Here is a 14,874-nt window from a genome sequence, read left to right as displayed (position 1 = left end):
TTTTCGTTCTTGCGCGGCTCACGTTCATTATTAACCCGGCACAAAAATAGATGATTTTTCGGGTTAATAGCGCGAGCATGCTCGCCGCGGCCATTGGCCGCGAAGCCTTCAAAAATAAAAGACGGACAGGCGCCGGCTTTTATTTTTGAAGGCGTTGAAAACAGCGGATGAAGTCAGCTGTTTTGATGCCGGATTAATAGCGTAGACGTTGGGCGCATCGTGATTCGCGAAACATGCATCGGGCGCCCGCCGAGGCCCGATCAGCGGTCGTGGCGCTTGCGGCGGATATAGAGCTGCTTGCGCACGCGAGCGATCACCGCGCCGTCGGCGGTGGTGATGTCATTTTCTTACCAGCGCAGGAACTTTTCACCGTCTTCGGTGGCGACGATGGCTTCGGCGCGCAGGGCGTCGTCGAACACGAATGTCGCCTGTACCGTTTCCCGCCCGGGGGCGGCGAAAGGCGGCCAGACGTTCATGAGATGTTTGAGTACGCGGGCGGCATACCGGCTCTTGCACGGGCGATGGCGCGGTCTCAGCATGAATCGCGATATTCGACAAGACTTCTTTTCGTTTTTGTCGGTTTTTCGTCAGCGCCTTACGATGCGGTAGACGGCGTCGCGCGCGTCGGTCAGGCCACGGCCGCGCAGGTGATCGTTCTCGGGCAGGCCGCGCCGTTCGGCCAGCAGGTCGACATGGGCATAGCGGCCGTAGAGTTCGCCGACGTCCTCGTCGTCCACGTTGAAGGGCGGCCCGTCCATGATCGCCGGGTCGTAGCCGAAGGTGATCAGCAGGCCGGTGGCGCCACGACGCAGCCCCGACATCAGATGATCGACGTAGGCGCGGCGCATGCCCTCCGGCAGGGCAATCAGGGCGGCGCGATCGTAGAAGCCCTCGAAACGCGCCAGGTCCGCGCGCGGCAGGTCGAAGAAATCACCCACGCGAATCTCGATGCGATCGCCGATGAAGCAGTCGAAGACGCCGCTGCGTTCGCGCCGCCAACCCAGGCCTGCTTCCTCGAAGAACTCGCGGGCGGCGATGGCGCTGAACTCGATGCCGGTGACCCGATGCCCCTGTTCGGCGAGCCAGAGCATGTCCTGGGACTTGCCGCACAAGGGCACGAGTACGCGGCTGGTTTCCACCAGCGACAATTGCGGCCAGTGTTCGCGCAGCAAGGGATGGCCGTCCGGCTGATGGAATCCGATCTGTTTTTTTTCCCAGCGTTCCAGCCAGAAGTCCTGCTTCATCGGTTCGGCCCGTCGAGTTCGCGGTAGTGGCGGAATATGCCGTCCGGGTTGAAGTCGATGCAACGCTCACTATCGAGATAAGCGGCGATGCCCCGTCGCCGGGCGACCCGGCGCGTGAGTTCGTCGAGTGCCGGTGTTTCGTTCGCCGACAGGGCGTTCGGAAAGGCATGGCGTAAGCCACGCATGACCTGGAACAGCGACAGATCGAGCGTGGTGCAGCGCCGGCCGATGGCCCATTCGTCGCTGTCCGGGTTGTCGGTCAGCATGCGCTCGAAATAATCGAGAAACTTCGGCAGCCGGTCGCTGATGAACACGGCACTGCGTCGGGCCGCGGCCTCTTTCTGCTCATCGTAGTACAGACTCGGGCCAAGCGGATGATGGGTATCGTGAATCTCGCCGACGAAGTCGGTCAGCGTGAGCTGCATCTGATGCATGCGCCGGAAATCGCGCTCGTCGCCGGGCGCGAGTTCGAGCGGGCGGCTGATCCAGGCCAGGATATGCGCCACATGCGAGACCGATTCGTATTCGTCGGCCAGAATCGGCGGCGCGAAATGCGCGCCGTTGTGGATCATCTGTGCGACGGCCGTCGCCCCCTGGTCGCGGCCCACATCGACGTATTCGGCGCCCGCATCCTCGAGCGCCAGACGCACGAATTCGCCACGACCGGGAATGCTCGGCCAGTAATAGAGCCTGTAGCTCATGGTTGGTACCGCTGCGAGTTATCCTGCTATCGCAGCAAAGGGATCGGCCCGCGTCAATGCGCGATGATGCGGTGGGGCGATTCAGAACAGCGCCGTCTGGCGCACGGCTTCATGATCCGCGACGAATCCGGACAGGCCCACGCCCACCAGCCGATAGCGTTCGCTCGGGCCACGCTCGACCCGGTCGCGCAGGGCGCAGGCGATGGCCGTGAGTTCGGCGGCGCTGCGGGGCGGGGCGACCGGCGTGTAGCTGCGCGTCAGGATCTGGAAGTCCGAAGTCTTGAGTTTGAGTACGACGGTGCAGGCCACGCGCTCGGCCTTGCGTTGATAACTGGCCCAGGTCTTGTCGGCCATGCGCTGGATATGCGGCGCCAGTTCCGATAGCAGAAGATCCTCGCGCAGCGTGTCCTCGGCCGAAATCTGCACCGCCTCGCGATGGGCTTTCACCGGGCGCTCGTCGATGCCCTCGGCCAGCTCGGACAAGCGCTGGCCCCAACGCCCGAAGCGCTCGACGAGCACCGCCGCACCCGCCGCCCGCAGATCGCCCGCGGTCGCGATATTCATTTCGGCAAGCTTGGCGCGCATCACGCGGCCCACGCCCGGAATCTTGCCGACCGCCAGATCGACCAGAAAGCGTTCGATCTGATGCGGTTTGATCACGAACTGGCCATCGGGCTTGCGCCAGTCGGAGGCGATCTTGGCCAGGAACTTGTTCGGCGCGATGCCGGCCGAAGCCGTCAGCCCGGTTTCCTCGCGGATCGCCGCCCGGATCGCGCGCGCCGTATCGGTGGCCGAGGGCGAGGGGATCAGCGGCTCGCTGACATCGAGATAGGCCTCGTCCAGCGACAGCGGTTCGACATGCGGCGTATAGCGAAAGAAGATCTCGCGGATCTGGGCCGAAACGGCCTTGTAGCGCGCGAAATCCGGCGGCACGAACACCGCTTCGGGGCATAGTTTGGCCGCGCGCAACGCCGGCATCGCCGAATGAATGCCGAACGGTCGGGCCTCGTAGCTCGCGGCGGTGACGACCGAACGCGGGCTGCGCTGGGCGACCACCACCGGTTTGCCGCGCAGCTCGGGGTGGTCGCGCTGTTCGACCGACGCATAGAACGCGTCCATGTCGACGTGCACGATCTTGCGTACGGTATTTGAACCTGGGGTACTCATGCCGGCATATATGCCGCCACGAACGGCTCGGTGCAACCGGCGCCGGCGATTTTCCGGAGCGCGGCCCGCGTGGTGCTATGCCGTGGCGACCACCTGGTTGCGATTATTGAGCTTGCCGCGATACAGCCGGGCATCCGCGCGTTCGAGCAGCGTATCCAGGCTTTCATCACGATCGCGCGCGGCCACGCCGAGGGTTGCCGTGACTTCGATCGGTGCCATGTCGAATGCGCCGTGGGATGACTCGATCGCACAACGGATGCGCTCGGCGATGTCTCGGGCTTGTTCGAGCCCGCGATCGGGCAGCAGGACCACGAACTCCTCACCGCCGAGGCGGCCGATGGTGTCCTGGGCCTCGGTTTGCGCATCGATGCAGCGTGCGACGCGGCGCAGTACATCGTCGCCCGCCTGATGGCCGTGGCTATCGTTGATGCGCTTGAAATGATCCAGATCGAGCAGGATCAAGGCGAGTGGCGCGGACTCGCCGTCCGCCGTCCGCGTGTGGTGGTCGAAGCGCATGTTGACGCCGGTGCGATTGAACACGCCCGTCAGGGAATCCCGAAGCGCTGAAGTGCGCAGCCGCTCTTCGGCGTCCGAGCGGACGACTTCATATACATGGGCCAGGCCGGCGACGGATACGAAGCAGACCACGAGGTTGATTGCCGCCGTATCCCAGTCGATGGCGGTGGCTTCGAGCTTGAACAGCGAAGCGACCACGGCGAGCGTGAAAAAGCCCAGGGTGACAGCGAACCCCTGCCGCTGGCCGAGCAGGATGTACGACACCATCGGCACCACGAGCATCCAGACGTAGATCGAATCGTCGAGCGGTACGGTGATATAGCCGTACAGGATCACCGCGCTGAGCGGAATGACATAGGCCAGTGCGTAGTGGCCGGGGTCACTCCGGTTGCGGTTTGCCTTGAGCAATATCAGGGCATAGATCGCCAGACCGAGCTCGATCACGGCCAGCGCCCAGTGGTGATGGGCGAGGTTCAATGCCGTGAATAAAAGTGAGCCCGCGGTCGTGATCCACAGCAGGAGGCGGAGCACGGCCGCGCGATGCGCGGAATGGCCGGGGACGCCGATGGTTTCGTCGAGCGAGCGGCCGATCGGCACCCCGGAGACGGTATGGTTTCGGTTCGGGGTGTTGCGCACTATCGATCCAGTCCGACCCCGCCTTCCCGGTCCCTCGCGATTCCGGTCGTCGTGAATCGCTGCCGCGCGGGATGCCTGCGAGTTTACCGGAACGCGCGTGTCCGGTGCCGGCAAGCCCCATGCGTGGAAGCGGCCGGCGGCTGCCCGGGCAAGGGCGCTGACGGGCATTCCGGAGACGGGGATGTCGGGCAATCGCCCGGCATGCCGATCATGATCGCCGCTCCGGCCAACCGTCGCCCCGGGCATGGCATCAATGCATCATGCAATGCCTGGCATCGCCTGCTGCGGGAAAGTGCGTCGGCCGGATGCACCTCGCATCAACGAAACCGATTGTCGGGCCGGGGTCAGCGCAGAGTACCCACCAGGTCGAGCGGCCGATCGAGCGCGGCCAGCAGGGCCCGATCGCGGGTGTAGATATCGGGCTTGAAGGCGAGCTGGCCGTTTTCGCCGACGTCGACCGTCCAGTAGTGAACGATCACCGGTACCGGCCGGGGCAAGGTGACGCGGGTGGTCTTGCCCGAGCCCACGACGCGCTCGATGTCGTCGGCGCGCCAGCGCTGGTCGTCGGCGAGCAAAAGCCGGGCGAACTCGAGCGCATTCTGCACTCGTATGCAGCCGTGACTGAAAGCACGGCGGGTGCGGCCGAACAGGGCCTGGGCCGGCGTGTCGTGCAGATAGACGGCATACGGGTTGGCGAAGCGAAACACCACGCGGCCGAGCGCGTCGTCCGGCCCGGCAGCCTGTCGCAGAACGATCGACGGCGGATGCCACCAGTCGATCGCCGCCGGGTCCAGCGGCGTGCCGGACGGCGACAGAACGCGCAGATGTTCGCGTGCGAGATAGCCCGGGTCGTGCCGAATCCGCGGCAGCATTTCGCGTCGGGTGATCGATGCCGGCACGGTCCAGGTCGGGTTGAACGTCAGCCGGGTGATTTGCGAACGCAGCGACGGGGTGCGGCGATAGGGCCGGCCCACGACAATGCGGGTACGCCAGATCCGGCCATCGGGACGATAGTAACTGAGCTGATAACCCGCGATATCGACCAGCACGAAAGACCTGGGCAGGTCATGCAGCAGCAGCCGCGCGCGTTCGAGATTGACGCGAATCTGGTCGATGCGTGCATCGACCCCGACATTCAATGCCGAACGTGTCTGCGCGCCGACAACCGCATCGGCCGTCAGATAATGGTTGGCCTGAAACCGGCGCACCGCCCCGGCCAGGATCGCGTCGTAACGATCGGGCCGGGCCGATGCGGCCACCGGTTCGCCAATGGCCGCCAGCCGACGACGGAGCGCCGCCACGGCAGGATCGACATCACCCGGATGCAGGACAGTCGAGTCCGCCGGCAGTTGTGGCCAGCCGCCACGGCTTTTGATATCACGATAACGTGCCAGTGCCGCCCGCAGCCGCTGGTAAGTGGCATGGGCCGGGCGCGCGCGGGCAAACGTCTGTTCGAAGTCCAGCGCGTCCACGGCCTGCGACAATAACCTCATGTCGGGACGGTAGCGTTCGACCGGCAGACCCCAGCTGGGGCCGAGCAGTGCCGGCTCGACCTTGCCACGGTTCAGGTCGTCGAGCACGCTCAGATACAGTCGGGTCGCGTTCAGATCGAAGCGTGCGCGGGTTACGGCTGTCGCGCGGTTCGATGCATCGGCCCGACGATAAGCGGCGACGAGTCGATCGGCGCCGTAATCGCGCGGCGCCAGACCGTCGTCGACCAATGTATACAGTGCCGCCACGAAGGCGGGCACCGTTGCCGGCCCGTCCCAGGCCGGGCGAAAATCGCGCGCGGCATAAAAATTCCGGACCTGTGCCATGCCGGCATCGGCGGGCGAGCGCTCGGCCGTCACATGGGGCAGCATGGCCTGCAGTTGCGCGGCGATCGCCGGCTCAGTCACGGCCTGCGCCCAGGCCGTGCCCTGCGGCGCCCACAGCAGCAGGGCAAGGCCGAAAGCCGTCAGATCGCGCCGGATCGCCACGCGAAATTGCCTCAAATGCTTGTCGCCGATCATCATTTCGCCATAATGGCCGCTTGTGCCGCGGCACGGATTGATCGGGATCAAGGTCTCTGCCGCGTGTGCCAACACGGGATCCAATGCCGATGCTGATCAAGCTGCTGTCGCGTCTTGCCTGGTTTTTTACTCCAAATGCGGCCGGCCGGTGGCGACCGGCCCTGATGCTCGGCCGGGTGCTGATCGGCTGGGCAGCCTGCGCCGGCCTGGCCCACGCCGGCAGTCTGACCGCCATGCTCGAACGTCTGGCCCCGGGCGCCAATCCGCGTGTGCTGGCGTTGGCGGCCTCGGCCATGACCTGTGCCGAGCACCACGGCCAGCCTGACGCGGATCGGTTGGCCGTGATCGATTATTCGCTGCCGTCAACCCGGCGCCGCCTGTGGGTGTTCGATCTATCGCAGCCGCAGCTGCTGTTCAAGGAATGGGTCGCGCATGGCCGGGCCACCGGCGCCAACGAGGCCGAGCATTTCTCCAACGTCCCGGACAGCCACGAGTCCAGCCTGGGTCTGTTCCGCACGCTGCACAGTTACCAGGGGCACGATGGCTACGCACTGCGCCTGAAAGGTCTGGAACCCGGCATCAACAATAACGCCTACAGCCGCGCGATCGTCATCCACGGCGCGCCATACGCCACGCCTGCCTTCATCCATCGCGTCGGACGGCTGGGGCGCAGCCTGGGCTGTCCGGCCGTTCGGCCGGCCGTGGTCAAGCCGCTGATCAACAGTCTCAAGAATGGGCAGTATGTGTTTGCGTATTTCCCCAAGCCGTCGTGGATCAAGCATTCGCGATATCTGCACTGCGATGGCGCCCCGGCACCCACACTGGTTGCCAGTACGCCCTGAGTCTGGAAGCCGGCGTCGGCGGCTTCCGGGGCGGCGACCGGGCAGACGTGCTTCGAATGCGGGAATTCGAGCCGGTGACGTTCAGCGTGCGTAAGCTATCCTGCGTACGCTGGTCGTGAATCGAGTCCATGTTCCACGAACTTTGGCCCGCTTGCGTGACATGACAGACCAAGCCATTGAATACCGCCTGCGACAGCAATCCCTGATCTCCGAGTTCGGCCTGTATGCGTTGAAGAACCGCGACTTCGCGGCCCTGGCGAATGAGGCCTCGCGTCTGGCCGCGGAAGGCGTGCATTCGCGCCTGGCGAAGGTTCTGCTCTACCAGCCGGCCGAGAACCATTTTCTCGTATATGCCGGCGTGGGCTGGCATGAAGGGGTGGTCGGCCATGCCACGATCGGCGGCGGGCTCGACTCGCCCGCGGGGTACGCCCTGCATACGGGCCGGCCGGTCATCGCCAACCACCTGTTGGGCGAGCAACGCTTTCGTACGCCCCGGGTGCTGGCGGATCACGGGGTCGACAAGGCGATCAACGTCATCATCCAGGGTAATGGCGAGCCGTTCGGCGTGCTTGAGGCCGACACGTCGGTGCGCAACCGTGTGTTCGATGAGGACGACGCGGCGTTCCTGCAATCGCTTGCCAACGTTCTGGCTTCCGCCCACGAGCGCGCACAGACCGAGCAGGCGCTCGAGCGCGCCGTGCACGACAAGGATGTGTTGCTGCGCGAAAAGGAAACGTTGCTCGACGAGCTCAATCATCGGGTCAAGAACAACCTGCAGGTCGTGAGCAACCTGTTGTCGATCGAAACCGCCCGCCTCGAAGACTCGCTCGCCCAGCAACGTTTTCGCGCGGTGCGTAACCGTGTGACGACGCTCGGTCGCCTGCATCAGCATCTGTACCAGTCCGGCCAGGCGCGTGACGTCGAGTTTGGCAAGTACCTCCGGGAACTGTGCGACAACCTCAACCAGTTCTATAAGAACGAGCATTCGGATGTCTGCATCGAGGCCGATATCGAATCCGCCCATGCCCATCTCGACCGGGCTATCCCGCTCGCCCTGATCGTCAATGAACTGATCGCCAACAGTGCCAAGCATGCCTTTCCGCAAGGGCAGTCGGGCACCGTGCAGGTCAGGCTCCGGCGCGAAGGGGGCTATCTCACCATCACCGTGGCCGACAACGGCCGGGGTATGCCGCCTACGGTGACGGCGCAGGGCAACGGGCATGAATTGATCGCCCTGCTCGGCGAGCGCATCGACGCCGAATTACAGACCTACACCGACGATGGCATGATCGTCACGGTCCGCGTTCCCGAACAGGCATTGCGAGCCGTGGACGAAGGCGGCCGCTGATACGCGAACGCCTTGTCCGGTGTCCGGATGGCCGGGGGGGGGGGCGCCGCGGATCATATCCGTATGCGGGGTTGCCTTGAGTACGGCACAAGCCGGCATGAGCGGGTTTTCCATGCCGGGGCGGTACCGTATGAAACGGCAACAGGCCCCTGATATGGATTGCGATGCAATCCATATGGTCTAGATACGCGGTCCGCCGCGCCGGTTCTTGATGCGCCGTAGCAGCAGCGTGCAGTCGATCGACTGCACCCCCTCACGGGCGAAGAAGTGTTCGCGTACGAAGGCGTCGAGATCCGCTTCGGTGTGGGTGAGCGTGTGAATGTGCAGGCTGCGCATGTCGCTCATCAAGTACAGACTGACCACCTCCGAAAGCGGCGCCAACTCGGCGCATAACGTCTCGACCAGCGTGGGCGCCACTTTCGCGTCCAGGAACGCCGAGATTCCCACCCCGACCTTTTCCGGATTCACCACTGCTGTGAACTGCTCGATCACGCCGCGTGCCTGAAGGCTGGCGGTACGGTCGCGCGCGTGCGCACGCGAGATCGCCAGCCGTCGGCCGATCTCGGCAAAGGAAAGACGGCCGTCCTCGATCAACAGGCCGAGAATGCGCCGGTCCAGATCGTCCATGGGTCACCTCGAAGTCGCACTGAAAGGGGGCGGGCGCTTTTTCGATGCGTTTTTGACAAACGATGAAGCACACGTCCCATCGTCATGCAGTTTCCCTGCCATCCGGTGATCGGTACCGCACAAACGCGAGCGGTGGCCGTCAATCGGCTCCGATTGTCATTTCGCCTTCCGGCGGCACGGCACCAACCGGGTGCATCCCGGTGCGCGGCATTTGTCCGCATCCGAACCGAAAGTTCTTTTTTTAATCATAAAAAACAGACAGTTATCTTTTTTTCTCGGCATGGCACGTACCTTGCTCCTGGCGCCTGGTGGATAGCGATTCCTTTTTTGACATTGCAATCGGGACAACGGAGATAAGCGATGACTATCAAGCGGCGTGATTTTCTAAAGACTGGGGCCGGTGCGCTGGCCGGGGCGGCATCCGCGCCGATGATTGCGAGTGCGGCCGAAAAAAAGACATTCCACTGGCGGATGACCAGCGCGTACGGTCCGGGGGCGCCGTTCTACAGCACCGGCCCGGGCAGCGCGACAGACTTCTGCAAACGCGTGGAAGCCGCATCCAACGGGCGTCTCAAAATCGATTTCTATGCCGCCAAGTCGCTGGTGCCGGCTTTCGGCGGATTCGACGCCGTGCGTTCCGGCACTGTGCACATGAACTGGGGCAATTCGTATTTCTGGTCCGGCAAAGTATTTGCGGCCCAGTATTTTGCCGCCGTGCCGTTCGGCATGGGCACGCTCGGCGTCAATGCCTGGCTGTATAACGGCGGCGGCATCGAGCTTTGGGACGAGATCTATTCGGATTTCGGGCTGAAGGCATTACCGTGCGGTAATACCGGCATGCAGATGACCGGCTGGTTCAAGAAGCCGATCGAGAACGTGGACAGCTTCAAGGGGCTGCGCATGCGTATTCCCGGCCTGGCCGCCAAGGTCTATGAGCAGCTGGGCGTCAGCGTCAAGCTGCTGCCCGGCAGCTCCATCTTCCCGGCGCTCAATCGTGGCGTGATCGATGCCGCGGAATTCGTTGGCCCTTATCTCGACCGACAGCTCGGGCTGCAGAACGCGGCCCAGTACTACTACACCCCGGGCTGGCACGAGCCGGGCACCGTGACCGAGCTGCTGATCGGCAAGCAGGCCTGGGAAAGTCTGCCGCCCGATCTGCAGGCCGTGGTCAAAAACTGTGCGGCGGCCTGCAATGAGATCAGCTTCGCCTGGTGCAACGCCAACAATCCGGATGCGCTGCGCGATCTCGTCGACAAGGACGGCGTGAAGGTCAAGCAGCTGCCGGACGGTGTGCTCGAACATCTGCGTACCGCCAGCAACGACATCCTCAGCGATTACGTCAGGAAGGATCCGCAGGTCGCGAAGGTCAACAAGTCGTACTTCGACTTCAAGAAGAAAGCCGACGCCTGGTTGAATATCAGCGAGAAGATGGTGCTCGACAAGAACCTTTGATGCACATGTCGATCCACTTCTTCCTGCGGTCGATCGGCCGCCTCGCCGACGGCATCGACGGGGGCATCCACTGGATGGGCCGCGTTTGTGCGTGGCTTACCCTCGTGCTGGTGCTGCTGGTGGCCGGCGATGTGCTGGCCCGTTACATCTGGCACATCGGCTCGGTTGCCGAGCAGCAGCTCGAATGGCATCTGCTGGCGGTGATTGCCATGCTCAGCGCGCCGTTCACCCTGCAGCAGGATGAGCACGTCCGGGTCGACATCTTCTACCAGGGTTTTTCCGAGCGCGCCCGTCGCTGGATCAACATCCTGGTGTGCTTCCTGATCGTCGTTCCAACCTCGGTGTTTATCGCCTATGTCTCGATGAGATTCGTCACCATGGCCTATCAAATGGGCGAGGGCTCGGCCACGCCCGGCGGCCTGCCCGACCGTTTTCTGCTCAAGGCGTTCGTCCCGCTGGGTTTCGCTCTGATCGCGCTGGAAGGCATGGCGCTCGGGATTCGTGCGCTCATCCCCCGTCAGCAGGCCGCCCATGGGCGTTGAATATCTGGCGCTGGTCATGGTCGGTGCGCTGTTCGCGCTGCTGCTGGTGGGCATCCCCGTGCCCTTTGCGTTGACCGCGGCCGGCCTCGTGTTCGGTGTCGCGGGCGCAGGGGAGTCGCTGTTCAACCTGTTGCCCCTGCGTATCTACGGCGTGGTCACCAACTACACACTGCTGGCGATTCCGCTGTTCGTGTTCATGGGGGTAATGCTGGAAAAGTCCCGGCTCGCCGAGCGCATGCTGGAAGTCATCGGCCATCTGTCGGGCAGCCGGCCGGGGGGCATGGCGCTGGCCATCATCGTGTTCGGCGTCGTGATGGGGGCTTCGACCGGCATCGTTGCCGCCACGGTGGTCACGGTCGGGCTGATCAGCCTGCCCACACTGCTCGCGCGTGGCTACGACAAGGGCATCACCTGCGGCACGATTTGCGCGTCGGGCACGCTGGGCCAGATCATCCCGCCGAGCCTGGTGCTGATCATCCTGTCCGATATCTCCGGTGTCTCGGTGGGCACTTTGTTCGCCGGGGCGTTGATCCCGAGCCTGATGCTCGCGGGGCTGTATCTGGTGTATCTCACCGTTGTGGCGATAAGGCAACCGCAGCGCATGCCGCCGATCGATGCCGACGAGCGAGCCGGGATGAGTGCCAGCCGTCTGGCGATCGATCTCGTCAAGGTGGTATTGCCGCCGGTGGCGCTGATTATCCTGGTGCTCGGGTCGATCATCGGCGGCGTGGCCGCGCCGACCGAGGCGGCCTCGATGGGGGCGCTGGGATCGATCGTGCTTGTGCTCTGTTCCGGCCGGCTGAGCTATCAGGTGATGCGCGAGACGGTACTGTCCACCTTCAAGATCACCGGCATGACCCTGTTCGTTCTGATCGCGGCCCAGGTGTTCAGCCTGGCCTTTCGCGGTCTGGGCGGTGATGTGCTGGTCGATCAGCTGTTCGCGCTGCTGCCCGGCGGCGTTTGGGGCGGCATCGCCTTCATGGGCCTACTGATTTTTGTACTCGGCTTCTTTCTCGATTGGATCGAGATCTCGTACATCGTGCTGCCGCTGTTCCTGCCGTATTTCACCCAGTCCGGCGTGAATCTGGCCTGGCTTTGCATCCTGGTGGCGATGATCCTGCAAACCTCTTTTCTGACGCCGCCATTCGGCTGGTCGCTGTTTTATCTGCGTGGTGTGGCGCCGCCGGAAATCACCACGCGGGATATATACCGGGGCGTGATGCCCTTCATCGGCATTCAGGTCGTGGCCGTGATCGCGCTGTGCGTGTTTCCGGCGCTCGCGATCTGGCTGCCGCACGCCATCGGCTGGTAGCCGGTCATGATTCACGCAATGGACATCCACGGCCTGCTCTGGCTGGCCGCATTGGCCGGTGCGCTGCTCGCGACCGGCCTGGTGGCTGGCCTGATGGCCGGGTTACTCGGTGTCGGCGGCGGTATCGTGATCGTGCCGGTGCTCTACAACCTGTTCGCATGGCTCGGCATCGATAGCGGTGTCCGCATGCACGTGGCCGTGGCGACCTCGCTGGCGACCATCATTCCCACCTCGATCGTGTCGGCGCGCGCGCATTATCAGCACGGCAGTCTCGACCCCGGGCTGCTTCGCTCGCTGGCACCCGGCGTGGTGGCCGGCGTGTTCGTGGGTACCGCTCTGGCGGGGTGGGTCAGCGGCGCGGTGCTCACCGGCGTGTTCGCCGTGGTGGCGTTGATCGTGGCTCTGAACATGGCGTTGCGCGTCTCCAGCGCCGCCTTGGCCGAGGGCTTGCCCGGCAAGCCGGCGCGGTGGGCGCTCGGCGCCGTGATCGGTGGGTTTTCCAGCCTGATGGGTATCGGCGGCGGGACCTTGAGTGTGCCGCTGCTGAGTTTGTTCGATGTTCCCATGCGCCGGGCGGTGGGCACCGCCGCCGCCATCGGGTTGATCATCAGCGTGCCGGGCGCGCTGGGCATGGTCATCAGCGGGCTCGGCGCGCCCCACCGGCCGCCGGGCAGCCTCGGCTACGTCAATCTGATCGGCTTTGCGCTGATCGTGCCCGTCACGGTGCTCATGGCCCCGGTCGGCGCGCGATTGGCGCATAGTGTGAACCCATTGCGGCTACGTCAGGTGTTCGCGCTATTCCTCCTGCTCACGTCTTTGCGTATGTTTGTGGACTTGTTTGGTGGCTGATAACTAGAAAAGGAAGAAATCGTGCGGGAAACCCTTCGGAGTCGGCGCGGCATGGTGGTCGCGCCGCATCATCTGGCCGCCCAGGCCGGGCGGGATGTATTGCGCGATGGCGGCAATGCCATCGAGGCGATGATCGCCAGCGCTGCCGCCATTGCTGTCGTCTATCCGCATATGAATTCCATCGGCGGCGACGGCTTCTGGCTGATCTCGCGCCCCGGCGAGGCACCGCGCGCCATCGACGCTTGCGGGCCGGCCGTGGCCCAGGCCGACAGGGCCTTCTATGCCGGCCACGACACCATTCCGTCGCGTGGGCCCTTGGCCGCGCTCACCGTCGCCGGCACCGTGGGCGGCTGGGCGCGTGCCCAGGCCATCAGCCAGGAATGGGGCGGGCGACTGCCCTTGTCACGGTTGTTGGCCGACGCGGCCGAACATGCCCGCCACGGCATCGCCGTCACTCGAAGCCAGGCCGCGCTCGGCGCCGCCAAGCACGACGAACTGGTGGGCGTGCCCGGCTTTGCCGAGCATTTATTCATCGACGGCCGGCCGCCGGGCGTCGGTACTGTCCTCAAGCAGACCCGGCTTGCCGATACACTCGACCAGCTCGCGCGCGCCGGCCTGGACGACTTCTACCGCGGCGAACTCGCCGATGCCATGGCCGCCGACCTCGAAGCCGCCGGCAGCCCGTTGCGCCGGCGCGATCTGGCTGACTTCGCCGCCCGCGAGGTCGCGCCGCTCGCGCTCGCCCTGCACGATGCCGATGTGTACAACCTGCCGCCGCCGACGCAAGGCCTGGCCTCGCTGATGATTCTCGGCCTGTTCGACCGTCTGGGCGTGGCCGAGGGCGAGGGTTTCGCCCACTTGCACGGGCTGGTCGAAGCCACCAAGCAAGCGTTTCTCGTCCGCGATCGCGAAGTCACCGATCCGGCCTGGATGACCCGCGACCCGGCGACCTGGCTGACCGACGCCCATCTCGACACGCTCGCCGACCGGATCGATCCGGCCCAGGCGTTGCCGTGGCCGCAACCGGACGCCCCCGGCGATACCGTCTGGCTGGGCTGCATCGACCGCGACGGCTGCGCCGTGAGCTTCATTCAAAGCATCTATTGGGAATTCGGTTCCGGTGTCGTGTCGCCGTCCACCGGCGTGCTCTGGCAGAATCGCGGCATCAGCTTCAGTCTCGATCCGAAGGGTCGCCAGGCGCTGGCGCCGGGCCGTCGCCCGTTCCATACACTCAACCCGGCGCTCGCTCGCTTCGCCGACGGACGCACCATGGTGTACGGCACCATGGGCGGCGAAGGGCAACCTCAGACGCAGGCCGCAGTCTTTACTCGCTACGCTCGATTCGGCCAGCCGATCCAGCAGGCCATCAGCGCCCCGCGCTGGCTTCTGGGCCGGACCTGGGGCGAAAACAGCACCACGCTGAAACTCGAATCGCGTTTCAGTGCTGCCCTGGTCGAGCAACTGCTAGCCGCCGGCCACGACACGGAAATCCTGCCCGAAGCCTTCAGCGACACCATGGGCCACGCCGGCGCCGTGATCCACCGCCCGGACGGCTGGTTCGAGGGCGGCGCCGATCCAAGGAGCGACGGGATCGCTGCGGGCGCCTGATCGGTGATCTTCCGGCGA

General features: G+C 64.6%; 14 protein-coding genes. 7 read left to right on the top strand and 7 right to left on the bottom strand.

Annotated elements, in window-relative coordinates:
• Positions 1 to 347: 347 nt before the first annotated feature.
• The 6 genes from ACS8Y6_RS13210 to ACS8Y6_RS13185 all read right to left on the bottom strand — a co-directional run bounded on the left by ACS8Y6_RS13210 (position 348) and on the right by ACS8Y6_RS13185 (position 6,258).
• The gene (locus tag ACS8Y6_RS13210; RefSeq protein ID WP_440849757.1) at positions 348 to 539 is read right to left on the bottom strand and encodes a hypothetical protein; all 192 of its coding nucleotides are present in this window, start codon (positions 537 to 539) and stop codon (positions 348 to 350) included.
• Between the two features lie 48 nt (positions 540 to 587).
• Positions 588 to 1,244: a thiopurine S-methyltransferase gene (tmpT, locus tag ACS8Y6_RS13205; protein ID WP_440849758.1), complete on the bottom strand. Its 657-nt coding sequence runs from the start codon at positions 1,242 to 1,244 to the stop codon at positions 588 to 590.
• The gene (locus tag ACS8Y6_RS13200) at positions 1,241 to 1,945 is read right to left on the bottom strand and encodes a glutathione S-transferase (protein WP_440855730.1); all 705 of its coding nucleotides are present in this window, start codon (positions 1,943 to 1,945) and stop codon (positions 1,241 to 1,243) included. The genes tmpT and ACS8Y6_RS13200 overlap by 4 nt, the downstream gene beginning before the upstream one ends.
• An 81-nt stretch (positions 1,946 to 2,026) precedes the next feature.
• A complete protein-coding gene (dinB, locus tag ACS8Y6_RS13195) occupies positions 2,027 to 3,112 on the bottom strand; it encodes a DNA polymerase IV (protein WP_440849760.1) in 1,086 nt (361 codons plus the stop codon).
• Positions 3,113 to 3,187: 75 nt separating this feature from the next.
• Positions 3,188 to 4,264 (bottom strand): GGDEF domain-containing protein, encoded by a 1,077-nt coding sequence (locus ACS8Y6_RS13190; RefSeq protein WP_440849761.1) that lies wholly within the window; start codon positions 4,262 to 4,264, stop codon positions 3,188 to 3,190.
• A 344-nt stretch (positions 4,265 to 4,608) separates the two neighbouring features.
• Positions 4,609 to 6,258, bottom strand: a complete 1,650-nt coding sequence (locus tag ACS8Y6_RS13185; RefSeq protein WP_440855729.1) for a L,D-transpeptidase family protein — start codon at positions 6,256 to 6,258, stop codon at positions 4,609 to 4,611.
• Between the two features lie 182 nt (positions 6,259 to 6,440).
• Between ACS8Y6_RS13185 and ACS8Y6_RS13180 the strand changes: the two genes are divergently transcribed.
• Complete coding sequence (locus ACS8Y6_RS13180) at positions 6,441 to 7,118, top strand: murein L,D-transpeptidase catalytic domain family protein (RefSeq protein ID WP_440855743.1); 678 nt, start codon at positions 6,441 to 6,443, stop codon at positions 7,116 to 7,118.
• Positions 7,119 to 7,278: 160 nt separating this feature from the next.
• A complete protein-coding gene (locus ACS8Y6_RS13175) occupies positions 7,279 to 8,466 on the top strand; it encodes a sensor histidine kinase (RefSeq protein WP_440849763.1) in 1,188 nt (395 codons plus the stop codon).
• A gap of 180 nt (positions 8,467 to 8,646) precedes the next feature.
• Here the strand turns inward: ACS8Y6_RS13175 and ACS8Y6_RS13170 are convergent, their stop codons facing one another.
• The gene (locus ACS8Y6_RS13170; protein ID WP_440849764.1) at positions 8,647 to 9,093 is read right to left on the bottom strand and encodes an Lrp/AsnC family transcriptional regulator; all 447 of its coding nucleotides are present in this window, start codon (positions 9,091 to 9,093) and stop codon (positions 8,647 to 8,649) included.
• Between the two features lie 360 nt (positions 9,094 to 9,453).
• Here ACS8Y6_RS13170 and ACS8Y6_RS13165 point away from each other — a divergent pair, with 360 nt between their 5' ends.
• Genes ACS8Y6_RS13165 through ACS8Y6_RS13145 form a run of 5 tightly spaced genes read left to right on the top strand, consistent with a single transcriptional unit; the run spans position 9,454 to position 14,856 of the window.
• Positions 9,454 to 10,545: a TRAP transporter substrate-binding protein gene (locus ACS8Y6_RS13165; RefSeq protein ID WP_440849765.1), complete on the top strand. Its 1,092-nt coding sequence runs from the start codon at positions 9,454 to 9,456 to the stop codon at positions 10,543 to 10,545.
• The gene (locus ACS8Y6_RS13160) at positions 10,545 to 11,087 is read left to right on the top strand and encodes a TRAP transporter small permease subunit (RefSeq protein WP_440849766.1); all 543 of its coding nucleotides are present in this window, start codon (positions 10,545 to 10,547) and stop codon (positions 11,085 to 11,087) included. The genes ACS8Y6_RS13165 and ACS8Y6_RS13160 overlap by 1 nt, the downstream gene beginning before the upstream one ends.
• Positions 11,077 to 12,399 (top strand): TRAP transporter large permease, encoded by a 1,323-nt coding sequence (locus ACS8Y6_RS13155; protein ID WP_440849767.1) that lies wholly within the window; start codon positions 11,077 to 11,079, stop codon positions 12,397 to 12,399. Before ACS8Y6_RS13160 ends, ACS8Y6_RS13155 begins: the two co-directional genes overlap by 11 nt.
• Before the next feature lie 6 nt (positions 12,400 to 12,405).
• Positions 12,406 to 13,248, top strand: coding sequence for a sulfite exporter TauE/SafE family protein (locus tag ACS8Y6_RS13150; RefSeq protein WP_440855728.1), 843 nt, complete (start codon positions 12,406 to 12,408; stop codon positions 13,246 to 13,248).
• A 21-nt stretch (positions 13,249 to 13,269) separates the two neighbouring features.
• Positions 13,270 to 14,856 (top strand): gamma-glutamyltransferase family protein, encoded by a 1,587-nt coding sequence (locus ACS8Y6_RS13145; protein ID WP_440855727.1) that lies wholly within the window; start codon positions 13,270 to 13,272, stop codon positions 14,854 to 14,856.
• Positions 14,857 to 14,874: the final 18 nt, after the last annotated feature.

This window comes from Salinisphaera sp. RV14 (genome assembly GCF_052044135.1).
Taxonomy (GTDB): Bacteria; Pseudomonadota; Gammaproteobacteria; order Nevskiales; family Salinisphaeraceae; genus Salinisphaera.
The sequence above is the reverse complement of the archived record's forward strand: the minus strand, read 5'-3'. Positions and strand labels throughout refer to the sequence as shown.